Origin of the sequence: Actinoallomurus sp. NBC_01490, assembly GCF_036227085.1 — a bacterium.
Lineage (GTDB): Bacteria > Actinomycetota > Actinomycetes > Streptosporangiales > Streptosporangiaceae > Actinoallomurus > Actinoallomurus oryzae.
Map to the genome: position 1 here is coordinate 5,195,098 of NZ_CP109433.1, position 23,662 is coordinate 5,218,759.

A 23,662-nucleotide genomic window follows, 5' to 3' on the forward strand; every position below is an offset into this window, starting at 1 on the left:
GACGTTACGGTCCAGTTAGTTGAGGGGGGCCGTAGGCTCGCAGCATCCTCGTGGGCTGACTGTTCGCCACGTTACGGCGGAATCGGGCCGGGGTTGATCCGGTTGCTAGGCGGAACGCTCGGCTGAAGGCGGACTCGGAGCGATATCCGACTTCGGTGGCGACGGCGGCGACGGGGAAGTCGGTGTCGGTGAGCAGGTCGGCGGCGGTCATCAACCGGATGTGTGCGAGGAGTGCGCCGACGGTCATGCCGGTGCACTGAGAGAAATGCCGGACGAACGTGGCCCGCGACATGTTGACGATCTGCGCGAGGCGCGCGATCGTCCAGTCGGCGCCGGGCTCGCGAAGGACGGCGTCGATGACGGCGCGGATTCGGTCGTCGTCGGCCGCGGTCCAGAGCGCGGTTTCGGTGAACCGTCGGTTCGTTTTCCGTAGCACCATCGCGAGTAGCGCACTGCAGAGGTGGGAGAGGACGGCGGCGGTGCCCGGCCCATCGTTCTCGGCCTCCTGTCGCAGGATCGTGCTCAACATGCGAAGGATCTCGCTCGCGTTGCCCGATCCGGCGAAGGAGATGTGAAGGGGGTTGGGGAGGCTTCGGAAGAACATGGTGCCCGCGCCGGCGCCGTACAAGTAGTAGCCGCAGAACAGGTCGATCGCCGCCTCACCCGCTGGGCTGCGGAAGGTGGCGAAGTTGTCGCCTGGTGTCATCACCGCTTCCTGCGCGGGCCCCTCGCCTGTTGTGTGGATCCGGTGGGCCGGCGCGCTCCACGGGAACAGGAGGACATCGCCCGGCCGTAGCTCGATGGGCCGGTTCGGGAGTTCGAGCGTGCAGGTGCCCTCGACCAGCACGTGGAAGGGCGCCTCGCCCTCGCCGCACGCGGGCATTTCCATGACGGTCGCGCCGGCAAGGAGGCAGCGCCTGTCCAGACTCGCCTGAACTCTCGCCATGCGAATGATCTCAGTGATCGTGTCCATGAGACGCTCGCGCGGAAAAATGAGACTTTCATGCCTTGTTCACTACATGCTACACATCCGAGTCTGAAGCCATGGATGTTCCGAACCGCAATCCGCGCGCCGATGGCCTCGTCACCGAAGCCATCTTTATCAACACCGTACCGAGCCGGTCATCCCTGACCTCCCGTTCATTCGATCTTCCATTGGGAGAAAGAGGATCTGAGGATGAGCGCGACCGCCGGGGGGAGGGCCGCAAGCGTGTCGGATGAGACGCGGGCACACGGCGTTGACCTGGGCCCGATGCTGGCGGCGATGAAGGCGTTGCGTGACGGCGATTTCCGGCGACGACTGCCCGTCCACGACGGGAGTGCCACGGCGGAACTCGCGCTCGCGTTCAATGAGATCGCTGACCGCGGTCAACACCTCGCGGATGAACTGAACCGGGTCCAGGGCGAGGTGGTTCGTCACGGCCGTCTCGACGAGAGACTTTCGGCCGGCTCAGGCCGAGGGTCGTGGGCCGCAAGCGTGGAACGGGCGAACACGATCATCGACGCACTGGTCCGTCCAATGCTGAACGCCCGGCGTGTCGCGGACGCGGTGGCGGACGGTGACCTCACCCAGCGCATGGATCTGTGTGACGGCGGACGCCCGCTGCGTGGTGAGCTGCGTCGGTTGGGGCTCAGGATCAATCAGATGGCCAGCGAGCTCTCGCTGTTCACCGGGGACATGACCAGGCTCGCGCGAGAGCTCGGCACCGAGGGGCGGCTGGGTGGTCACGTCCAAGTGAACGGTCTGTCGGGCGATTGGCGGGTCGTGGCTGAGGCGATCAATACGATGGTGGACCGGCTTACCGCCCAGATACGCGACATCGCAGCGGTGACCAAGGCGGTGGCTGGTGGCGACGTCACCCGGTCGGTAACCGTCGAGGCGACCGGCGAGCTCCTGGAAGTGAAGTCGACCGTCAACGCGATGGTGGATCACCTGTCGTCTTTCGCCGATGAGTTCACGCAGGTCGCCTGGGAGGTGGGCACCGAAGGACGGCTGGGCCGTCAGGCCCGGGTACTTGGTGTCTCCGGGGTCTGGCGAGACCTGACCGACAGCGTCAACTCGATGGCCGGCAATCTGGTCTCACAGGTCCGTAGCATCGCCCAGGTCGCCACCGCGGTCGCGGAAGGAGACCTCGGCAAGAAGATCGACCTGGAGGCGCGCGGAGAGATCCGCGAACTCGAGACGGCCGTCAACACCGTGGTCGACACCCTGTCTTCCTTCTCTTCCGAGGTGACGCGGGTGGCCTATGAGCTGTGCAGGGAAGGCCGGCTGGGCGGTCAGGTCCAGGTCGAGGGCGTCCACGGCACCTGGGAGCGCCTGACGACGAACGTCAACGAACTGGCCCGGACTCTGACCGATCAGGTCCGCGCGATCGCCGACGTCACGTCGGCCGTGTCGCGGGGGGACATGACCCACCAGATCACCCTCACGGCCGACGGCGAGGTATCCGCGCTGAAGGACACCGTCAACTTCATGGTCCACAACCTGCGCGCGAAGGACTGGGTGCAGTCCAATCTGACCCGATTGGCCACACTGATGCAAGGTCACCGGAATCTGACGGAAATCGCCGATCTGACGTTGCGTGAGCTCGCACCGCTGGTCGACACCCGGTACGGCGCCTTCTTCAGCGTCGGCACGGACGGCGACGGCGAGCCGATCACGCTGCCGGACGGTCAGGTGCGGCGGCTCACGCTCATCGCCGGGTACGGTCTGCCGCGAGCGGACGCCGACGCACCCAAGGTGCTCCCCAAGCGGCTGGTGCGCCAGGCCGCGCTGGAGAAAAGGCCCATCCTCGTGGAAGACGCGCCGGTCGGCTACGACCAGGCCGGCTCGGGGCCCGGCGAAAGCACCCCGGTCAGCGCTGTCATCATTCCGATCCTGTTCGAGGACCAACTGCTCGGCGTCATCGAGCTGGCCTCGCCGGCCCGCTTCTCCGACGTGCACCTGACCTTCTGTGATCAGATCGCCAACGTGATCGGATTCGCGATCAACGCCTCCCTCGCGAACACCCGTACCGAGGCGTTGCTCGCCAACTGCCGGCAGCTGACACGGCAACTGCAACAGCGATCCGACGACCTGCAGAGGCAGCAGGTCGAGCTGCGGAACTCGAACAACGAGCTGTTGGAAAAGGCGGCCTTGCTCGCCTCGGCGTCACAGTACAAGTCGGACTTCCTGGCGAAGATGTCGCACGAGCTGCGCACACCACTGACCTCGATGCTCATCTACGCCCGACTGCTCGGTGACAACCCGCACGAGAACCTCTCCGATGAAGAGGTGGACTTCGCCGCCCGCATTCACCGGACCGGTTCCGACCTGCTTCAGCTGATCAACGACAGCTTGGACCTGTCGAAGGTCGAGGCGGGGCGACTTGACGTATGGCCGAAGGAGTTTCCGCTGCGCAGGCTGATCCACAACGTGAGCAGCACGATCCATCCACTCGCCCGTGACCGTGGTCTCGATTTCCGGGTCGAGGTCTCCGACGACGCGCCCGACGAGATCTGCTCGGACGAGCAGCGAGTTCAGCAGATCCTGCGCAACCTGCTGTCCAACGCGATCAAGTGCACCCCGGCCGGTTCGGTCAGCCTGCGGGTGTGGCGCACGGGTGACCCCGACAAGATCCTGGACGGGGCCCGGGACGTCATCGCCCTCACGGTGCGGGACACCGGAGTCGGCATAGCACGCGACAAGCTCGCCATGATCTTCGATGCGTTCGAGCAAACCGATCCCGCCGGCGGGAAGCACGACGGTACGGGCCTGGGCCTGTCCATCAGCCGGGAACTCGCCACACTGCTCGGTGGCCGCATCGTCGCCGAGAGCGAACCGGGCAAGGGCAGCACGTTCACGCTGTACCTTCCCATCCTCGGTCCCGGCCAGGTGTCCGGCGGCGAACCAGAACGACAGGTCACCGAGGGGCACGCGGTCACCGAGCGGCGGTCCGTCGCCATGGGCGCGGGCGACGGCAAGCGGCCTGTCACCGTCGGCGAAGCGGCGGCCGGTCCGTCAGCGAATGTGCGCCCGTTCGATGAGCGACGACCAGAACGCGCAAGGCGCCGGCTACCGGGCAAGGTTCTCGTCGTCGACGACGACGTCGGCGTCGTCGAGGCGCTGACCGCACTCTTCGCACGAGTGGGCACTCCAGTGCTGCACGCGCCGAACGGCCAGGAGGGATTCGCACTACTGCAGCGCACGTCCGACGTGTCACTCGTCCTGATGGACATCATGATGCCCGTGATGGACGGCTATGACGCCGTTGAGGCGATCCGTCGTGTTCCTCGCTACGCCGATCTACCGATCATCGTGCTCAGCGCGGCGGCCACGCCCGGAGGGCGCGAGAAGGCGCTGGCCCGGGGCGCCAGCGAATACCTACAAAAGCCGATCGTCGACGTGGATCGGCTACTAAAGATCGCCCACGACCTCCTGGACGACGAGCCCCCGCAGCCGGCCGTCGGGGACGATGCCGGCTACCGGGCGACGAGCCAAGCGGAGCCGCCGAACCCCGCGTCCGAGGCGCCATCCCACTGAAGGCATGACCCGGTCATGCCGAGGGAATTGATCGACGGCGCCGTTTCCAGTGCTTTGCGCCTCTTTGACCGAAATAGGGGAATGGTGACTGATATGGCGGTTCGTCCTGAGGCGTTGCGGGGGACGGGAGACCGGAATGGCGGAGGGGAATGACGTCTTCGATGTGATCGTGATCGGTGCGGGCCCGGTCGGCGAGAACGCCGCCGCGCGCGTCGTGCGTGGTGGACTGACGGCGGCCGTCGTCGAGGAACGCCTGGTCGGCGGTGAGTGCAACTACTACGCGTGTGTGCCGAGCAAGGCGCTCCTGTGGCCGATGGAACTCGCCGCCGAGGTGGATCGGATGCCGGGGCTCGGGCTTCGCGGCCCGATCGAGGCGCCTGCGGTGTTCGACCGCCGGGACGAGGCGGTGTCGCACTTCGACGACGGCGGCTATGTGAACTGGCTGGAGAAACTGCCGGCGACGAAGCGGCTCATCGTGATCGGCGGCGGGCCCGTCGCGTGCGAGATGACGCAGGCGCTGCACGCCCTCGGCGCCGTCGAGAGCACCGTCCTCGTGCGCGAGGACCACCTGCTCACCCGGACCGAGCCGTTCGCCGGTGAGCCGGCGGCCCGGTCGCTCGCGGAATCGGGCATCGACCTGCACTTCGGCCGGTCACTCGCTCGGGTCGAACGCCAGGGGACCGACGGGCCGGTGATGGTCCAGACCGATGACGGCTCGCGGTTCGAGGCCGATGAGATCCTCGTCGCCACCGGCCGCCGACTGGGAGTGCACGACATCGGCCTGGAGACGGTCGGGATGCGGCCGGACGGCCCCATCGAGGTGGACGCGAGCATGCGGGCGACCGCGGTCCCCGACGGCCGGCTCTATGCGGTCGGCGATGTCAACGGACTCAACCTGCTCACCCACATGGGCAAGTACCAGGCCAGGATCTGCGGGGACGTCATCGCGGCCCGACGTTCCCGACCACCAGCGAGATCTGGCTCAACCTCCTGCAGGAGTACGGCCTCTGAGGTCCGCACGGTGCCCGCAGCCGCAAGGGCCGGTCGCGGGGGCGCCTGATACCGGGTGCGGGCGGCACGGCAAGGCCGCTTCGCCTCCGTGGCGGCGTCGATCGCACCGGGCGGGCGCAAGCACTCGACCAGGCCGGAGCCCGCGCGGTCCCTACCGATCGGAGCTGACGGAGTCATCATGATCACGAATTCGGCATTCGCCGTAGAGCCTTGGGTGGTCCGAGAGCGTGACCTGGACATGGGCACCCTCGCGCAGACGGAGTCGGTGTTCGCGCTGTCGAACGGGCATATCGGCATGCGCGGAAACCTTGACGAAGGTGAGCCGCACGGACTGCCCGGAACCTATTTGAACTCGGTGTACGAACAGCGGCCACTGCCGTACGCGGAGGCCGGCTACGGGTATCCCGAATCCGGGCAGACGGTGGTCAACGTCACCAACGGTAAGTTGATCCGGCTCTTGGTCGACGACGAGCCCTTCGAGATTCGTTACGGCCGGCTGCACGAGCACGAGCGCCTTCTCGACCTGCGCGCCGGCACGCTGACCCGCCGGGCGCACTGGAGTGCGCCGTCCGGCTGTCCGGTGCGTGTCACCTCCACGCGGCTCGTCTCGTTCACCCAGCGCGCCGTCGCGGCGATCCACTATGAGGTCGAAGCCCTCGGCAGCCCGGTGCGGATCGTCGTCCAATCGGAACTGGTCGCCAACGAGTCGCTGCCCGCACTGACAGCGGACCCGCGAGCGACCGCGGTACTGGAGTCGCCGCTGGTCATGGAGGAGAACGTCACCACAGAGGACTGCGCCATCATGATCCATCGGACCCGGGTCAGCGGGCTGTCGATCGCGGCCGCCATGCAACACGACGTCGATGCCCCCGAGGGCACCCACATGGACATGAGCGGCTCGGGTGATATCGGCCGCCTCACGGTGGTGACCAGGCTGGAACCCGGCCAGCGGCTACGACTGGTCAAGCTCCTGGCGTACGGCTGGTCGGCGGAGCGTTCACGGCCGGCCATGCACGACCAGGTCATGGCGGCGCTGGCCGGTGCACGTTCGACCGGGTGGGACGGCCTGGTGAGTGAGCAGCGTGCGTTCCTCGACGATTTCTGGTCGGGCGCGGATGTGGAGATCGACGGCGATCCGCAGGTGCAGCAGGCGGTCCGCTTCGGGCTCTTCCACCTCCTGCAGGCCGGCGCGCGGACGGAACAACGGCCCATCCCGGCGAAAGGACTGACCGGTCCGGGCTACGACGGGCACACGTTCTGGGACACCGAGACCTTCGTCCTGCCGGTCCTCAGCTACACCTATCCGAGCGCGGTCGCGGACGCGCTGGACTGGAGGCGGACCACCCTCCCGCAGGCCAAGGACCGCGCCAAGCGGCTCGGCCTCCGTGGGGCGGCCTTCCCCTGGCGGACGATTCATGGCGAAGAATGTTCGGGCTATTGGCCGGCCGGCACCGCTGCGTTCCACATAAACGCCGACATCGCATGCGCGGTAGCGCGGTACGTGGACGCGACGCACGACGTCGAGTTCGAGCGCGAGATCGGCCTGCCGCTACTCGTGGCGACGGCCCGGCTGTGGCGCAGTCTCGGTCATCACGACGTCGGCGGCCGATTTCGCATCGACGGCGTCACGGGTCCCGACGAATACAGCGCGCTGGCGGACAACAACGTCTACACCAACCTCATGGCACGGCGGAACCTGCGCGCGGCGGCCGACGCGACCGTCCGTCACCCGGACGCGGCCCAGCAGCTGGGGGTGACGGTCGACGAGACCGCGTCCTGGCGCGCCGCGGCCGACGCCATATATCTGCCGTTCGACGATCGCCTCGAGGTTCACCCGCAGAACGAGGGATTCACCGAGCACGCGCGCTGGGATTTCGCCGCCACCGAACTCGAGCAATATCCGTTGATGCTTCATTTCCCGTACTTTGAGCTTTATCGAAAGCAGGTGGTAAAGCAGGCCGACCTGGTCCTGGCCCTGTACCTTTGTGGCGAGGATTTCAGGTTCGAAGAGAAGGTGCGCGACTTCGCCTACTACGAGGCGCTCACCGTGCGCGATTCATCGCTGTCCTCGGCCGTCCAGTCCGTGATCGCCGCCGAGATCGGCCAGCTCGACCTCGCCTACGACTACCTCGGTGAAGCCGCGCTGATGGACCTCGACGACCTGGAGCACAACACCCGGGACGGAGTGCACATCGCCTCGCTCGCCGGCGCCTGGACCGCGCTCGTCGCCGGATTCGGTGGAATGCGGGCCGGCGGCGGCCGCATCAGGTTCGACCCGCGCCTGCCGGACGGCATCACGCGGCTCGCCTTCCGGTTGTGCTATCGCGGTCGCCGCTTGCAGGTCGTCGTCACCGCGGATACGACGACCTATCACCTGCTGGAGGGCGATCCGCTATCGGTGACGCACCACGGTGAGGAATTCCTGCTCGGCGAGCAGCCGGTCACGCTCCCGACACCGGCCGCGGCGACTCCGGACTGCTGGATCCGCCAGCCCCGCGGACGCGAGCCCCTGCCACGCCGCGCCGGCGCCCTGGGGCGCCCCCGACCTTAGGACTCCATCAGCCGTCACGTAGGAACCGCCCGAAGCCTGCCCTAACTGACAAGGTTGACAACATTCGTCGAATGTGCCGTTGAAAGATTTCCATTCGCCTTGACGGGATCTTTTGCTCGCACGGACTGAACCTTTCAACCATCGGTCTTCGGCGTTAACTTGACGGTCCCTCGTCGGGGAACCCGGCGCCCTCTGTCGGGTGATCTTCGACGGTGGTAGCGTCCGAATTGGGGGAAATCTATGGATGCTCTATCCATCAACACGATCCGCGGGCTGTGCCTGGACGCGGTCCAAGAGGCGGAGTCGGGGCATCCGGGCACGCCGATGGATATCGCGCCAGTCGCCTACACGCTGTGGCAACGGTTCCTGCGATTCGATCCCGCCGATCCGATTTGGCCGAACCGCGATCGTTTCGTGCTTTCGGAGGGGCACGCGTCGGCGCTGTTGTGGTCTCTGTTGCACCTCACGGGCGTGCGTGCCGTCGATCCCGATTACGAGGTGCTCGGACGGTCCGCGGTGACTCTCGAGGACCTGAAGACCTTTCGCCGGTTGGACTCCCACGCGCCGGGCCATCCGGAGTACCGGTGGACGAGCGGGGTGGAGGCGACGACCGGACCGCTCGGCCAGGGCGTGGCGATGTCGGTGGGCATGGCGATGGCCGGGCAGTGGCTGGCGGCCCGGTACAACCGGAACGGTTTTCCGATCTTCGACTTCGACGTTTACGCGCTCGCGGGGGACGGCTGCATGATGGAGGGGGTCTCGTCGGAGGCCGCCTCCTTGGCAGGTCATCAGCGGCTGACCAACCTGTGCTGGATCTACGACTCCAACCGGGTGACCATCGAGGGGCGTACCGACATCGCCTTCACCGAGGACCTGGCGGCGCGTTTCATCGCCTACGGCTGGAACGTCGCGACCGTGGCCGATGCGAACGATGTGGACCAGGTGGCCCCTGCGCTGCACTCATTCAAGGCCGAGCGCGAGCGCCCTACGCTGATCGTGGTCCACAGCCACATCGGCTACGGCTCGCCGCTGGAAGGCTCGCCGAGAGTGCACGGCGAGCCGCTGGGCGTCGAGGCGGTCAAGGCGACCAAGCGCTTCCTCGGGATGCCGGAGGACGCGGAGTTCTTCATCCCGGACGGCGTGTACGACTGGTTCGCGAAGGGAGTCGGCCGGCGCGGCGCGGATGCCCGAGCCGAATGGGAGGCGCGCTTCAAGGAGTATGCGAGTGTCCATCCGGAGCTGGCCGATGAGATCGAGCGCATGCAGCGCCGGGAGTTGCCGGATGGCTGGGAGGGCGTACTGCCGTCGTTCCCGCCCGACCCCAAGGGCACGGCGACGCGCGCGTCGTCCGGACAGGTGCTCAACGCGGTCGCGGAGGCCGTACCGTGGCTGCTGGGGGGTTCGGCGGACCTCGCGCCTTCGACCAAGACCCGCCTCACGTCCGACGGCGCCGGAGACTTCCAACCCGGCGAGCGCGGCGGACGCAACTTCCACTTCGGGGTCCGGGAGCACACCGCGGCCGCGATCGCGAACGGCATGGCGCTGACCAAGCTTCGCCCGTACTGGTCGGGATTTTTGATCTTCTCCGACTACGCCCGAGGTGCGATCCGGCTGTCCGCGCTGATGGAGATTCCGGTCGTGCACATCTTCACGCATGACTCGATCGGCGTCGGCGAGGACGGTCCGACGCATCAGCCGGTCGAGCAGCTCGCGTCGCTGCGGGCCATGCCCGGGCTCCTGGTCTTCCGGCCGGCCGACGCCAACGAGGTCGTCGAGGCCTGGCGGCTCATCGCAGGTCTCCGCCGGGAGCCCGCCGCTCTGGTCTTGTCCAGGCAGCCGCTTCCGACACTGGACCGGTCACGGCTGAACGGCGCGGACGGGGTGGCGAAGGGCGCCTACGTGCTCGCGGACGCCCCGAACGGGCGGGTCGATGTCATCCTGCTCGCCACCGGCTCGGAGGTGGCGCTGGCCGTCGCCGTGCGGGAGGAGCTGGCCGGCGAAGGCATCGGCGTGCGGGTGGTGAGCATGCCGTGCTGGGAGCTGTTCGAGCGGCAACCGCGGGAGTACCGCGACGGGGTGCTGCCGCCGGAGGTGACCGCCCGGGTGGGCATCGAGCAGGCGTCGACGCTGGGCTGGGACCGGTATGTGGGGCCTGAGGGCGCCGTCGTCGGCATGCACACCTTCGGTGCGTCGGCGCCCCTCAAACAGCTGCTCTCGAAGTTCGGCTTCACTCCCGAGAAAGTGTCCGGAATAGCTCGTGAGCTCGCGATGAGGGGAAAGGAAGCACGGTGAGACGACCCAGACCCTGCACCGACGGCGTCGACGGATGGGTGTCGTTGGAAGTGTCACCGCTCCTGCGGCTCACCCACGACTCGTCGGCGAACGCGCTGATCCGCCACCACCGGAGGTTGAAGCAGACCTGAGGACAACCGTTTGGGGGGACCATGGCAACGGACAGACCCATGCAGCTGGGCATGGTGGGCCTGGGTCGGATGGGCGCGAACCTCGTCCGCCGGCTGATGCGCGACGGGCACGACTGCGTCGTCTACGACGTCAACGAAAGCATGGTCGACGAACTCGAAGCGGAGGGCGCGACCGGCGCGAAATCGCTTCCCGACCTGGTGCGCAAGCTCCGCCCGCCCCGAGCCGTGTGGCTCATGCTTCCCGCGGGCATCGTCCAGTCCACGCTCGACCAGCTGGTCGACCTGCTCGACGCCGGCGACACGGTGATCGACGGCGGTAACTCCTACTACCGTGACGACATCACCCGAGCCCGCCTGCTCGCCGCCAAGCAACTCCACTACATCGACTGCGGCACCTCGGGCGGAGTGTGGGGACGCGAACGCGGCTACTGCCTGATGATCGGTGGCGAGGAGCAGCCTGTGCAGCGACTGGACCCGATCTTCGCCACCATCGCGCCCGGCGTCGCAACCGCGGAACCGACGCCGGGCCGGACCCGCGACGGCACCGCTCCCCACGGCTACCTGCACTGCGGCCCGAACGGAGCCGGGCACTTCGTGAAGATGGTTCACAACGGTGTCGAGTACGGAATGATGGCCGCGATCGCCGAAGGGCTCTCCATCATCAGGCACGCCGACGCGGGCAAGAAGGAACGGACCGTCGACGCCGAGACCGCGCCGCTTCGCGATCCCGAGGCCTACCAATACGACATCGACGTCGCCGAGGTGGCGGAGGTGTGGCGCCGCGGATCGGTGATCTCCTCCTGGCTGGTCGATCTGCTGGCCGACGCGCTGGCCCGATCCCCGCAACTCGACGATTTCCAGGGGCGTGTCTCCGACTCCGGCGAAGGACGCTGGACGCTGATCGCCGCGATCGAGGAAAGCGTGCCCGCACCGGCCATCAGCGCGGCGCTGCTCGAACGGTTCTCCTCACGCGGGCTCGGGCACTTCTCCGACGCGGCGCTTTCAGCGATGCGAGCCGAATTCGGCGGTCACGCGGAGCAAGCAGCCGGCCGGTGATCCATCAATCCGCGCCGGGGGAGTGGAGGCGGCGCGCTCGCCGGTGCTCGCGGACAAGGGCGCGGCGGGGCCCTGATGAGGCTTGTCACGGCAGGTCCTGCACCGCTCGCCGCTCGATCGAATCACCGCGGCCGACCAGCACGCTCGCGACGAGCCGGGGTGGAAACAGGCCGTGGCCGACGACGCCCGGCGTTGCCGACAGCCGTTCCGCCAGAGTCGCCGGGTCCTCCACCTCGCCGTGATAGTCGGCCAGAATCCCACCATCCGGGCTCCTCGGCGCCGCACGCACCGCAACGGGCTCCAGTCGGCGAAGGGTGGCGGGCAGGCCGAACTCCAGCAGCTCGAGGGGGACCGGGCCGTGTAACGCGTCGACGGGCTTTCTCGAATCAGCGATCACGATGAAGCGGCTCGCCGCAGCGGCGACGATCTTCTCCCGGGTGTGCGCTCCTCCACCGCCCTTGACCAGCCAGCCGTCCGGAGCGATCTGATCCGCGCCATCGATCGTGATGTCGAGATGATCGAGGGTGTCGAACGGCCGGACGTCAAGGCCCAACTCCGAAGCCGCCCGCATGGTACGCGGCGACGTCGCGACGCAGATGATCCGCAACCTCCGCCGGGCGAGGGCGGGCAGCAGGTAACGGACCGTCGACCCGGTGCCCAGCCCGACGGTCATTCCGTCCTCGACGAGTTCGGCCGCGGCCTCGGCGGCCAGCCGCTTCTCCTGCTCGACGTCCACGCTTTCTCATCTCCCCGCATTCCGGACGCGGACGTGCTCAGCAGGTCGTCGTGACCAGGAAAACGAAATCATGGACGGATGGTGGTGGGGATCCACCGACCCTCGGAGGTGAGCCGGTCGGCGGTGGCCGGGCCCCACCCGCCGGGTTCGTACGGCTCTGGCGGCGTCGTGAGGTCGAGGACGGGCTCGACGATGCGCCATTGCTCTTCCACGGTGTCCTCGCGGGCGAAGTGGCGCGGGTCGCCGGCGAGCGCGTCCGTGAAGATCCGTTCGTAGGCGCTCTCCACCCGACAGGGGAAATCGACCGATACGGACACCTCGCGTGTCGCGTCGACCTGTTCAGGAGCCTTGGCGAGCAACTCGAACGTCACCCCGGGGTCGGGCCCCAGCCGGAAGCGCACGATGTTGGGGCACGGCCGGCCGGCGTCGCCGTCCATGAACAGCATGCGTGGCGGCCGGCGGAGCCGGACGGCGATCTCGGTGCTGGTGACCGCGAGCGCCTTACCCGCCCTGATCAGGAACGGCACGTCCGCCCAGCGCCAGTTGTCGATCCACAGCCGCACCGCCGCGTACGTCTCGGCGGTCGACCCCGGGGCGACGCCGGGCGTGTCGAGATAGCCGGCGTACTGACCGCGCACGACGTCGCCAGGGTCGATCGGGCGTATCGCACACATCAACCGGCGCTTCTCGCTGCGTTCGGCCTCGGCGTCGTCGTCGGCCGGAGGATCCATGGCCAGGTATGCCAGGACTTGCAGAAGGTGGTTCTGGACGACGTCGCGGATGGCTCCCACCGCATCGTAAAAAGCCCCCCGGCCGGCGACGTCGAACGCCTCGACCATTGTGATCTCGACGCCGGCGACGTGATCGCGGTTCCAGATCGGTTCCAGCAGGCTGTTGGCGAAGCGGAAGATCATGAGATTCTGGACCGGGTCCTTGCCGAGGAAATGATCAACCCGGAGCAGCCGTTCCTCGGGGAAGTACCGGTGCAACGTGGCATTGAGCCGACGCGCCGAGGGCAGGTCGTGGCCGAACGGCTTCTCCACCACCAGCCGACCATGGGTGTTCAGGCCCGCGGCGCCTAGTCCTTCGGCTATCGGCCCGAACAATGTGGGTGGCACGGCCAGATAGTGGACGGCGAACGCGTCGCCGATGCGCCGCGCGAGTTCGGCATAGAGGTCCGGCCGGGTCACGTCGCCGGTCACGGGGGGCGCGAGCCGGTCGGCGAACGTGCCGAAGACGTCTTCGTCGACCGATCCGCAGGCGGTGGTGACGCTGGTCCGCGCGTGCTCGCGCAAGGTCGCCGCATCCAGCGGACCGCGATCCACGCCGATGACCTGAACATCGAGTACGCCGCGCGCGGTGAGCCGATACAGCGCTGGAATGATCATTTTCTTGGCGAGATCCCCGGCGATGCCGTACAGCACCAGGACCTGCCCCCGCGGTGTGCTCATTCTGCCCCCACTCGGCCCTCGCGGCACTGTCCAGGCCTTCTATCCTTCGAATACGCCTATGGGCGGTGCGGGTGGGTATGGACGTATCGAAGTCGTATACCGGCCGGCGGCCCAGCCGTATGCATACCCGGGACCTGGTCCGACCCATCAAGGTCGACCGCTGGGGTGGCCGACGGACGCGGGCCGGGGACGGCGCGGGGAAGGCTACGCCGGGACTCATCAGAGGCTGGTATCGGCGGGGGCGGCGGTGAATGAAGGACACAAGACGCATCGGGTGGTCGTGGTCGGCTCGGGATTCGGCGGGCTGTTCGCGGTAAGGGAGCTTCGCCGGGCGCCGGTCGAGGTGACCATGATCTCGCGCACCGCCTATCACCTGTTCCAGCCGCTGCTGTACCAGGTGGCCACGGGGATCCTGTCGGAAGGATCGATCGCGCCGGCAACGCGCGAGGTGCTGCGAAGGCAGCGCAACGCCCGCGTGCTGACCGGGGACGTCACCCGGATCGATCTCGCCGAGCGCACGGTCACGTCGGTGATGCCGGGGAAGGTGACGATCACGCCGTATGACAGTTTGATCGTCGCCGCGGGAGCCGGTCAGTCGTATTTCGGCCATGACGAGTTCGCGGAGCACGCCCCCGGTGTGAAGACGATCGATGACGCGCTCGCGCTGCGCGGATGCCTTTTCGGCGCCTTCGAGCTTGCCGAGGTGGAGACCGACCCGGCCGTGATAGAACGGTGGCAGACCTTCGTGGTGGTCGGTGGCGGCCCGACCGGGGTGGAGATCGCCGGACAGATCGCGGAGTTGACCCGCCGTACTCTGCCGGGCGAGTTTCGCAACGTCGACCCGGCCCGCAGCCGCGTCATCCTCTTCGAGGCGGGCCCGAAAGTGCTGGCCGGCTTCGGCGGGCGGCTGTCGGACAAGGCCGCGCGCGAGCTTCGGCGCGTGGGCGTGGAACTACGGGTGAACACCAAGATCGTCGGCGTGGACGGGACGGGCGTCGACGTCGTCGCCGCCGACGGCACACGGTCCCGTGTCGAAGCCATGTCCAAGGTCTGGGCGGCCGGAGTGGCCGCATCCCCGCTCGGCACCCAGTTGGCCGGCCAGTGTGGCACGCAGGTCGACCACGCGGGCCGGATCAAAGTCGAACCCGACTGCAGCCTGCCCGGTCACCCCGAGGTTTTCGTGGTCGGGGACATGATGTCGCTGAAGAATCTCCCCGGCGTGGCTCAGGTCGCCATGCAAAGCGGGCGGCACGCGGCCGCCGAGATCCTGCGAAGGCTGCAAGGAGAGCAGTCCAGACGGCCGTTCCATTACCGAGACAAGGGCAGCATGGCCACCGTCGCCAGATTCCGGGCCGTGGCCGGCGTCGGCCCACTACGATTCGCCGGGTTCCCGGCCTGGCTGATGTGGTTGGTGGTCCACCTCATCTACCTCGTCGGTTTCCGAAATCGACTCACGTCGCTGCTCGACTGGGCTGTCGCCTTCGGTACCGGCGGCCGATCCGAACGAACCGTTACGCGCTCCGACATACGGCGACTTCAAGCAGAGTCCTCGCCACGCCTGGGCTCGGACCACGGCTCGGCACAACCATCCCCCAGCGGCACGCCCGGCGGCCTCGGTTCGTCGGCGCCCCCCACGCGGCGACCACCGCAGTGAAGCTGGACGTGCGGATCATGATGGGCCCGCCAGGCCGCGAGCTCATCGGCACTCGGCCGCTCGCAGGGCGTCTGCGGCCGTCAGCAAGGCGGCTCCGAGAAGTACGACGTCCTTCACCAGGAACTGTCCCGCGAGGGACAGCTTCGGTTCCCCGCGGGTCTCCTGCCACGCCTCGGGCATTGTCGCCAAGAAGCTGAGGGTGGTGGCGAACATGCCGACGGCGGCAAGGCTGCCGAGAGCCGACGCTCTCGGCGCAATCGGTTTTGCTGCGATCAACGAACCCAGAACGATCTCGGTGACGCCGATCAATTTGGCGACCTTCTTCTCTCCCAATCTGGAGATAAGCAATGAGAACGGGGGGCTTGAGGTTACGAGGGGTCGAATATTTTCCACCTCGTAGTCTTCAAACTTTATTCGCCCGATCTCCAGCAGGTTGATCACGAGTCCATAGCGGATGGCCAAGATTCCCGCGTCTTGCACTATTCTTCTAGCGTCGTGAATTCCCATAAAAATCAATCCCCGTCCGACGTGTCGGCCATATCGATCAGTGTAGGACTCGAAACATCAACCGAGGTTGATCATCAGGTCATGCTTCACCACCGATGTTGGGGGCCATCGCGATCAAGGACGGTCTCGAAGCGGCGGTGAGCCAGGCGAGCGTTCGCCACCCCTGCCTTGCCTCGCAGCGTACGGGCGTCCTCAATGTGGATCTCGTCCAGGCGCGTGTCGACCTCCCGTCGATGCGGGCGACCGAACCGCCTTGTCCGCAGGCACGCCGCGGACCGCGAGATCCCTCAGTTGACCGTCGTAGGCGGCGGCTTCCCTCTCCTGCGCCACCGCATTCTCTCCAATAACGCGTGCGACGCTTTAAGGTGCGCGTTCCGTATTCGATGGTGGTGCCGGTCCGCCTTTCATGAGTTTTCATCGCGACCGGATCCGGCGACCAATGAACGCGCAGGTGAGAGGCCTTCCTGCGGATCGGCCGCAGAGGTCACTTGATATATCGCGGGGAAGCGTGATGCTCGGTCTGAGCGCGCTTTCGTCACCCTCTGCTGGCGGTCGAAGGGAAGAATGTTGAGGAGACAACGGAGAAGGGCGATCGCCCTCGTGCTGTCGATGCTCGTCGCGGCGCTGGTGGGCGCGAATCTGCTGACCGCCCGGCCGGCCATGGCACACGGCGCCTTCATGCAGCCGGGCAGCCGTACGTTCCTGTGCTGGGAGGACGGGCTCACCGAAACGGGCGAGATCGTCCCGCGGAACCCGGCGTGCGCGGCCGCGGTCGCGCAGAGCGGCACGAACTCGCTGTACAACTGGTTCGCGGTTCTGCGCTCGGACGGTGCCGGCCGCACTCGCGGGTTCATCCCGGACGGGCAGTTGTGCGCCGGCGGCAACCCGAACTACACCGGCTTCGACCTGCCGAGCGCGGACTGGCCGGTCACCCACCTGACGAGCGGGGCGAACTTCGACTTCCGCTACAACAAGTGGGCCGCGCATCCGGGCAGCTTCTACCTGTACGTCACGAAGGACGGCTGGGATCCGACCAAGCCGCTGACCTGGGACGAGATGGAGTCCTCCCCGTTCCTCGTCGCCGACCACCCGCCGAGCACCGGCCCGACCGGCAGCGTCGACGGCTACTACTACTGGTCCGGCAACCTGCCGGCGAACAAGACCGGACGGCACATCATCTACTCCGTCTGGCAGCGGTCCGACAGCAACGAGACCTTCTATGGATGCTCCGACGTCGTCTTCGACGGCGGTAACGGCGAGGTCACCGGCGTCGGCCAGGGAGGCGACCCCGGAGCCAGACCCTGCGACGCCACCTTCGCGGTCACGAACTCCTGGTCCGGCGGATTCCAGGCCGAGGTGACGGTGAGCAACCCGGGCGACACGGCACTGAACGGGTGGACGGTGAGCTGGCTGCCGCCGAGCGGGCAGACGGTGAACAGCGTCTGGAACGGCACCCTCACCGTCAATGGTGACCTGGCGAGCGTACGGAACGCCGACTGGAACCGGTCGGTCCCCGTGGGCGGGTCGACCACATTCGGGCTGGTCGCCGACGGCCCGGCCACGGCTCCCACCCTCACCTGCGCCAGCCCGTAGGTCCGGCCCGGTCATGAAGGGGAGAAATGCGATGCCATCCCGGCGACGACCGGTGGCCGTCCTGGCCGTCCTGGCCGTACTGGTCACTGTCCTCGCGGCGCTCACGGCACTAACGGCGCCCTCGGCCTCCGCCGCGTCGACGCTGAACCAGCTCGCCCGGGCCCAGGGCAAGTACTTCGGATCGGCCACCGACAACCCCGAACTCTCCGACAGTGCGTACACCGCGATCCTCGGCGGGGGAGAGTTCGGCTCGACCACACCCGGCAACTCGATGAAGTGGGACGCGACCGAGCCTCGGCAGAACCAGTTCAGCTACGCCCCGGGCGACGCCGTCGTCGACTTCGCCGACGCACACGACATGATGGTGCGCGCCCACACGCTGGTCTGGCACAACCAGCTCCCGAACTGGCTGACCTCCGCCAACTGGAGCGCCACCCAGCTCACCTCGATCCTTGAGAACCACATCGCCAATGTCGCGGGACACTACAAGGGCAAGGTCTACTCCTGGGACGTCGTCAACGAACCGTTCAACGAGGACGGGACGTACCGGTCCGATCTTTGGTACAACACGCTCGGCTCCGGTTACATCGCCACCGCCCTGCGCGCCGCCCGCGCGGCCGATCCGAATGCCAAGCTGTACATCAACGACTACAACACCGAAGGCAGCGGCGCGAAGAGCGACGCGATGTACAACCTGGTCAAATCGCTGAAGGCGCAGGGCGTGCCCATCGACGGCGTCGGCTTCCAGGCGCACCTCGCGGTGCAGTACGGGTTCCCACCGGGCATGCGGGCCAACCTGCAACGCTTCGCCGACCTCGGAGTGGACGTCGCCATCACCGAACTCGACGTGCGGATGGAACTGCCCGCGGACTCCGCCAAGGTGGCCACGCAGGCCGCCTACTACGCGAACGTCACCAAGGCGTGCATGGCCGTCGCCCGGTGCGTCGGGATCACCATCTGGGACTACACCGACAAGTACTCGTGGGTGCCGGGGACGTTCAACGGCCAAGGTTCGGCGCTGCCGTGGGACGAGAACCTCAACAAGAAGCCTTCCGTCTACGACGCCATCGCCACCGCCCTGGGCGGTTCCGGTGACGGCGGGGGCGGTGGCACCGCGAAGTGCGAGGTCGCCTACTCGACGAACGACTGGGGGTCCGGCTTCACCGCGAACATCACCATCACCAACCAAGGTCCGTCCATCAGCGGCTGGACCTTGAAGTACTCCTATGCCGGCGATCAGCAGCTGTCGCAGGGCTGGAACGGCACCTGGTCGCAGTCCGGAAAGGACGTCACGATCACCAACGCCGGGTGGAAAGGCACCCTCGCCACCGGTGCCTCGACCTCGATCGGCGCCAACTTCACCTACAGCGCTTCCAACACCGCGCCGACCGCGTTCACGCTCAACGGCACGGCCTGCGACTGACCACCGCCGCACCCGATCACCCAGGCCGTCCCAGGGCCGCCTGGGTGATCGCCGCGACCGTCCTCGCCGCTGATGGGCATGACGGAGGTCAGGCGCGGCGGCCGTAGGTGCGCGGATCCACGGGCTGCTCGGACTTGGGGAGCCCGCCGACCACGAGACGGTAGGAGTCGATCACGAGCTCCTTCACCAGCTTCTCGTCGACGGTGCCCCCGCCTTCCACCGTGATCCAGTGCCTCTTGTTCATGTGATAGCCGGGGGTGATGTCCGCGTACTGCTCACGCAGGGCCGCGGCGTCGTCCGGATCAGCTTTCAGGATCACGACGGGGCGCCCCGGCATGTCGGTCATGAGCATGAAGACCTTGCCGCGCACCTTGTAGAGGTGCCAGTCGGGGTCGAAACGATGCTCCAGTTCGGCGCCGGGCAGTCCCACAGTGCAGTCGCCCGCGATCTTCTGCAGCTCCTGTCCGTCCAAGGTGATCAACTCCTCTATCGATCGGGTGCCCTGACCGCCCGGCCAAGGACAAAGGTGGCGTCTCCCGCATGGCCGCCACGAACGGCGGCGCTTGATCCGCCGGCCGGGCTGTGGCCGTCCACTCCCTACGGGCGTACGCGGATGATCGTCTTCCCGCTGCGTCGCGTGGTCGGGTTGAGGGCGGTGACGGCGTTGTCGAGGGGCGCGATGTCGCCGATGTTCGTTCGTAGTCGTCCGTCTCGTACCCGCTGGATGATCTCGCCTAGTTGGGCGCGATCGGCTTCGACGACGAAGTCGATCGTCTGGCCGTTGGTGGGTCGCGCTTCGGTCGGGCCGACGACGGACACCAGGGTTCCTCCGGCTCGGATCAGGTCTGCGGACCGCCTTTGAATGTCGCCGCCGATGACGTCGAAGACCAGGTCGACGCCGTCGGCGTCTTCGAGGGTGTCGTTGTCGAGGTCGAGGAACTCGTGTGCGCCGAAGTCGAGTGCCTTTTGGCGGTCGGGGGCGCGTCCGGTGCCGATGACGTATGCGCCGGCCTCGCGTGCGAGTTGGGTCACCATGGTTCCGACCGCGCCGGCCGCGCCGTGGGCGAGGACGGTCTGGCCGGCCTGAAGACGGCCGTGCTGGAACAGTCCCTGCCATGCGGTCAGACCTGAGATGGGCAGGGATGCGGCTACGGTGAAGTCGACGTCGCCGGGGAGCGGTGCGAGGTTGCGTGCTTCGATGGCCACGTATTCGGCAAGGGTGCCGTCGCGGTGCCAGTCGGCGAGGCCGAACACGCGTTGTCCGATGGACAGTCCGGTCGTGCCGTAGCCGAGGGCGGTGACCACTCCGGCGAGTTCGTGGCCGGGGATCGACGGTGTCTTGTCCCGGCCGGCGCGATCGGTCCAGGTCGATGGCCACTCCATCTCGGTCGGGACGAAGCCCGACGCGTGAATCTGAACGATCACGTCGTTGATCGCTGCGGGCGGCTCAGGCCGCTCCACCAGTGTCATCCCGGCCGTTCCCGCGGCCTGGTCCGTCACCACAATCGCCTTCATCGGGATTGTCCCCTTCCTTGGTTTTGGTCTCCGGGTGGGTGTTCAGACGAAGGTGAACAGCTGGTCGGCGTCGAATCGCGAGATCGGGTTGGTGTACGCCTTCTCCGGGTCGGGGTAGCCGAGGGCCAGCAGCACGGTCGTGGTGTGTCCGGTTTCGCGGATCTTGAACGCCTTGTCGACGCTGGCCGGGTCGAACCCCTCCAGCGGCGTGGCCTCGACGCCGAGTTCGGCGGCCGCCATCATGGTCATGCCCACCGCCATGTAGGTCTGCTTCTCCATCCAGTGGTTCAGATCCTTGTAGCCGTAGTTGCGCAGGTTGAGGAAGTCTCGGGTCATTGATTCCCACAACTCCTGCTTGGACGGGTCGGGGAACCGGCCGTCGGCCCTCTCCTTCGTGAACACCGCCTCGAGATGGCTGTCGGGCAGATCCGCCCGGGTGGTGAGGATGATGGTGTGCGAGGCGTTCAGGATCTTCTCGCCGTTGTCCTGGAACCGTTCGCCCAGGTTGTTGGCGAGCCGCTCTTTGCCTTCGGGCGTGGCGAGGACGTAGAAGTGGTTGGGCTGCACGTTCACCGATGACGGCGTGGAGCGCAGGAACCTCAGCAGCTGTTGAAGGGTTTCTGCCGGGATGGTCTTGCTGGGGTCGAAATACCTGGTGAGGTGCTTGTTCATGAGCTTTTCGAGATTCATGGCTGCTTTCTTCTTGATCGGTGTCGATGTGACAGCGGTGACGATCGCGGCGAGTGCGTCGAGGTCGGGTGGGTAAGGGCGTAGAGCACATCCGCGCCGGCCTCGGCGAAGGCCGTCAGGCGCCGGATGGTGTTCATGCGGTTGACGGCGTCGTCGAAGTCGCGGATCGGTTGATCGGGATTGCCCGAGGTGTCCTCGATCCCGATGCCGGCCAGGCCGAACTCGACGGCGGTTTGCGTCGGCCGGCATCAGCGCCGAGAGGCCGTCCCATGCGTTCGGCATGAGGAGGCCACCGTCGCGGGTGTGCAGTGCCGTGAATCGCTCATCGAGTCCGGAGCCCGGCATGAGGCACCTTTCCCGGTTGATCGTTGGAGACAGTGACGGATCGAGCGGCCAGGTACGCCGCCTCGACGAGGACGCCGACGCTCATCCCGGCGTACCGACCGAGCTGACGGCGGGGAGGTCGATGTCGGTCTGGTTGACGTTGTTGATGAAGTTGGTCAACAGGACCTGCACCGCCACCGTGACGATCGCCAGGATCTGCGGGTCGGTGTACCCGGCACCTCGCACAGCCGCCAGGTCGGCGTCACTCACCTGCCCGCGGCTCTCCACCACCTGCTGAGCGAAGCGAGCGGCCGCGGCACGCTTGGGATCGACCGAACTCCCGGCCCGGGCCAAGTCGATGTCATCGCTCGACATGCCACCGAGTTCGGACGATACGTACGTGTGCATCGCCAGGCAGTAATCGCAACCGTTGGCTTGCGACACGGCGAGCGCGATGGTGTGCCGGGTTCTCGCGTCCAGTACCCGGCTCAAGGTGCCCTGCAGTGTCATGACGACGTCGAGGACGGTCGGGTTCGACGCGAGCGTCGCGAACATGTTCGGGACGAAGCCGAACTGTGCGCCGATGTTGTCGAGGATGTGCTCCACCCCGTCGGGGACCTCGTCAGGAGAGGGAGCGTTCAGTCGTGACATGGCGAATCAGCCTCCGGTGAGTCGGCCTGGCTTGTCCTTGAGAACTTTTGGGCTTGTCAGCCCACTTTTTGAGTGAACACCGCTCGAGACTGGGCTGTCAAGCCCAATCCAGGTATCGTCTGAAGCATGAAGACCACCTCAGGAGCTCGGGAGCCCCACAAGCTCACCGGCAAGGGACAGGCGACGCGGGCCCGCATCCTGGAGCACGCCGCGGAGCTCATCTACACCAAGGGGGTCCACGCGACGAACAACGAACAGCTCCGCCGTGCCGCCGGCGTCAGCGGATCGCAGCTCAACCACTACTTCCCGACCAAGGAGAGTCTCGTCCTGGCCGTGATCGCCTGGCAGGCCGAGCGCGTTCTCGGGTTCCACCGCGGCGAGCGATTCGCCTGCTTCGACAACCTCGACGCGTTCCGGGCCTGGGCGGCCTTCTACGTCGGCTACGAGCGCGCCTACCAGGAAGGCTGCAGCCTCGGCTCCCTGGCGAGCGAGATCATCAAGACGGACCTTGACGTTCACGACGAGCTCGCGAGTGCCTTCGACCAGTGGAGGGACATCTTCCGCGATGGAATCGAGCGCATGCGGCAGCTCGGCCGCGTCAGCGCCGAGGCAGATCCCACTCAGCTGGCCAATCTGCTCCTTGCCGCCTTCCAGGGCGGAATGCTCCTCGCCCAGGTCGCGCGGGACATCACTCCACTGAAAGATGCGTTGCAGACGGCCATCGACTACGTGCAGACCTTCGCGACGTCTCACGACGCCGACGTACTCCAAGCTCGGTAGCCGCGTCGAACAGCGGCTTCGACCCGTCCCCGGTCGTCCAGGCCCGCGTGTCCGGCCACCCCCGCCGGCACCTGCCGCGGGTCCGGCATGAACCGCTCGGCTCGAGTGCCGGCCTGCCGGCTTCGGTCATGGAAGAGCAGAAGCTGTGCCTGCTGGTGATGATCGGGGTTCGCGCCGATGGCCGCGAAGAGCTCATCGCCCTGGCTGATGGCCACCGGGAGTCCACCGAATCGGGGGCCGACCTGCTGCGTGACTGTGCCCGCCGCGGCATGCGCGCTACGCCTTGACCGGTCCCGCTATCCCTGGCAGACCGACGACCACCCCATCCACAGGTCTCGCTGCCGTTGGCGTCTGAAGGCGATACGTCCGTAGGGTCTCCGGTGTGTCGATGCGATATGTGGGAGTCGTTCCCGATGAAGAGTGGAGGGCGCTGCTGCGCGCCCACCTCGACCGCGCGGACGAGTTCCGGGTGCGCATGCCGGACGGGGAGGGCCCGCTCAGCCATGGACGGGCGCAGTTCGCGGCGCTGCCCGAGGTCACGGTGGGTCCGTGGAGTGGCATGCGCGACGCCGTCGAGTTCGCCGGACCGTTGACACCGGCCGTCCGGGAGCTGTTCGTCGAGATGGAGCCGTCCCTCGAGGAACTCCCTAAGCTCTGGGACTACAAACTCCTTCAGAACGGCGAGGTCATCCTGTCGATCGGCGACTTCCATGATGTGCTGATCGACGTGCCGAGCTGACCCGCTGTCGGTAGACCGCTTTGAACACATGCGGCC

19 protein-coding genes and 1 pseudogene are annotated in these 23,662 nt (G+C 67.0%); 12 read left to right on the forward strand and 8 right to left on the reverse strand.

Going from position 1 to position 23,662, the window contains the following annotated elements:
- Positions 1 to 4: 4 nt before the first annotated feature.
- On the reverse strand, positions 5 to 973 hold the full coding sequence (locus OG417_RS24430; protein ID WP_329260467.1) for an AraC family transcriptional regulator: 969 nt from the start codon (positions 971 to 973) through the stop codon (positions 5 to 7).
- Between the two features lie 204 nt (positions 974 to 1,177).
- On the opposite strand from OG417_RS24430, the gene OG417_RS24435 reads away from it, so the two are divergent.
- The 6 genes from OG417_RS24435 (at position 1,178) to gnd (ending at position 11,563) form a co-directional block, all read left to right on the forward strand.
- Positions 1,178 to 4,522: a HAMP domain-containing protein gene (locus tag OG417_RS24435; RefSeq protein WP_329260470.1), complete on the forward strand. Its 3,345-nt coding sequence runs from the start codon at positions 1,178 to 1,180 to the stop codon at positions 4,520 to 4,522.
- Positions 4,523 to 4,658: 136 nt separating this feature from the next.
- Complete coding sequence (locus OG417_RS24440; RefSeq protein WP_329260473.1) at positions 4,659 to 5,582, forward strand: FAD-dependent oxidoreductase; 924 nt, start codon at positions 4,659 to 4,661, stop codon at positions 5,580 to 5,582.
- Positions 5,583 to 5,711: 129 nt separating this feature from the next.
- Entirely contained in the window at positions 5,712 to 8,084 is a 2,373-nt protein-coding gene (locus OG417_RS24445; RefSeq protein WP_329260475.1) for a glycoside hydrolase family 65 protein, read from the forward strand.
- A gap of 240 nt (positions 8,085 to 8,324) precedes the next feature.
- Positions 8,325 to 10,376: a transketolase gene (gene tkt, locus OG417_RS24450; RefSeq protein WP_329260478.1), complete on the forward strand. Its 2,052-nt coding sequence runs from the start codon at positions 8,325 to 8,327 to the stop codon at positions 10,374 to 10,376.
- The gene (locus OG417_RS24455) at positions 10,373 to 10,507 is read left to right on the forward strand and encodes a hypothetical protein (protein WP_329260481.1); all 135 of its coding nucleotides are present in this window, start codon (positions 10,373 to 10,375) and stop codon (positions 10,505 to 10,507) included. Before tkt ends, OG417_RS24455 begins: the two co-directional genes overlap by 4 nt.
- Before the next feature lie 21 nt (positions 10,508 to 10,528).
- Positions 10,529 to 11,563, forward strand: a complete 1,035-nt coding sequence (gnd, locus tag OG417_RS24460) for a phosphogluconate dehydrogenase (NAD(+)-dependent, decarboxylating) (RefSeq protein ID WP_329260485.1) — start codon at positions 10,529 to 10,531, stop codon at positions 11,561 to 11,563.
- A gap of 85 nt (positions 11,564 to 11,648) precedes the next feature.
- On the opposite strand, the gene rpiA is transcribed toward gnd, so the two are convergent.
- Together rpiA and zwf are read right to left on the reverse strand one after the other, a co-directional pair.
- The gene (gene rpiA, locus OG417_RS24465; RefSeq protein WP_329260489.1) at positions 11,649 to 12,299 is read right to left on the reverse strand and encodes a ribose-5-phosphate isomerase RpiA; all 651 of its coding nucleotides are present in this window, start codon (positions 12,297 to 12,299) and stop codon (positions 11,649 to 11,651) included.
- Between the two features lie 68 nt (positions 12,300 to 12,367).
- Positions 12,368 to 13,723, reverse strand: a complete 1,356-nt coding sequence (gene zwf, locus OG417_RS24470; protein ID WP_329260492.1) for a glucose-6-phosphate dehydrogenase — start codon at positions 13,721 to 13,723, stop codon at positions 12,368 to 12,370.
- Positions 13,724 to 13,997: 274 nt separating this feature from the next.
- Here zwf and OG417_RS24475 point away from each other — a divergent pair, with 274 nt between their 5' ends.
- Positions 13,998 to 15,404 carry an NAD(P)/FAD-dependent oxidoreductase gene (locus OG417_RS24475; RefSeq protein WP_329260494.1) on the forward strand — a complete coding sequence of 469 codons (1,407 nt, stop codon included), beginning with the start codon at positions 13,998 to 14,000 and terminating at the stop codon, positions 15,402 to 15,404.
- A 42-nt stretch (positions 15,405 to 15,446) separates the two neighbouring features.
- Here the strand turns inward: OG417_RS24475 and OG417_RS24480 are convergent, their stop codons facing one another.
- A complete protein-coding gene (locus OG417_RS24480; protein ID WP_442875721.1) occupies positions 15,447 to 15,845 on the reverse strand; it encodes a DUF417 family protein in 399 nt (132 codons plus the stop codon).
- 630 nt (positions 15,846 to 16,475) lie between these two features.
- On the opposite strand from OG417_RS24480, the gene OG417_RS24485 reads away from it, so the two are divergent.
- Together OG417_RS24485 and OG417_RS24490 are read left to right on the forward strand one after the other, a co-directional pair.
- Positions 16,476 to 17,504: a lytic polysaccharide monooxygenase auxiliary activity family 9 protein gene (locus OG417_RS24485; protein WP_329260499.1), complete on the forward strand. Its 1,029-nt coding sequence runs from the start codon at positions 16,476 to 16,478 to the stop codon at positions 17,502 to 17,504.
- Positions 17,505 to 17,535: 31 nt separating this feature from the next.
- Complete coding sequence (locus OG417_RS24490) at positions 17,536 to 18,927, forward strand: endo-1,4-beta-xylanase (RefSeq protein ID WP_329260502.1); 1,392 nt, start codon at positions 17,536 to 17,538, stop codon at positions 18,925 to 18,927.
- Positions 18,928 to 19,015: 88 nt separating this feature from the next.
- On the opposite strand, the gene OG417_RS24495 is transcribed toward OG417_RS24490, so the two are convergent.
- The 4 genes from OG417_RS24495 to OG417_RS24510 all read right to left on the reverse strand — a co-directional run bounded on the left by OG417_RS24495 (position 19,016) and on the right by OG417_RS24510 (position 22,107).
- On the reverse strand, positions 19,016 to 19,399 hold the full coding sequence (locus OG417_RS24495; protein ID WP_329260505.1) for an MmcQ/YjbR family DNA-binding protein: 384 nt from the start codon (positions 19,397 to 19,399) through the stop codon (positions 19,016 to 19,018).
- A 125-nt stretch (positions 19,400 to 19,524) separates the two neighbouring features.
- Entirely contained in the window at positions 19,525 to 20,442 is a 918-nt protein-coding gene (locus tag OG417_RS24500) for an NADP-dependent oxidoreductase (protein ID WP_329260508.1), read from the reverse strand.
- Positions 20,443 to 20,484: 42 nt separating this feature from the next.
- Complete coding sequence (locus OG417_RS24505) at positions 20,485 to 21,132, reverse strand: nitroreductase family protein (RefSeq protein ID WP_329260511.1); 648 nt, start codon at positions 21,130 to 21,132, stop codon at positions 20,485 to 20,487.
- A 426-nt stretch (positions 21,133 to 21,558) separates the two neighbouring features.
- On the reverse strand, positions 21,559 to 22,107 hold the full coding sequence (locus OG417_RS24510; RefSeq protein ID WP_329260515.1) for a carboxymuconolactone decarboxylase family protein: 549 nt from the start codon (positions 22,105 to 22,107) through the stop codon (positions 21,559 to 21,561).
- Between the two features lie 126 nt (positions 22,108 to 22,233).
- Here OG417_RS24510 and OG417_RS24515 point away from each other — a divergent pair, with 126 nt between their 5' ends.
- From OG417_RS24515 to OG417_RS24525, 3 genes and pseudogenes are all read left to right on the forward strand, one after another.
- A complete protein-coding gene (locus tag OG417_RS24515; protein ID WP_329260518.1) occupies positions 22,234 to 22,887 on the forward strand; it encodes a TetR/AcrR family transcriptional regulator in 654 nt (217 codons plus the stop codon).
- 128 nt (positions 22,888 to 23,015) lie between these two features.
- A pseudogene (locus OG417_RS24520) lies at positions 23,016 to 23,165 on the forward strand (IS256 family transposase); the annotation flags it as partial.
- A gap of 110 nt (positions 23,166 to 23,275) precedes the next feature.
- Positions 23,276 to 23,626 (forward strand): hypothetical protein, encoded by a 351-nt coding sequence (locus tag OG417_RS24525; protein WP_329260521.1) that lies wholly within the window; start codon positions 23,276 to 23,278, stop codon positions 23,624 to 23,626.
- Positions 23,627 to 23,662: the final 36 nt, after the last annotated feature.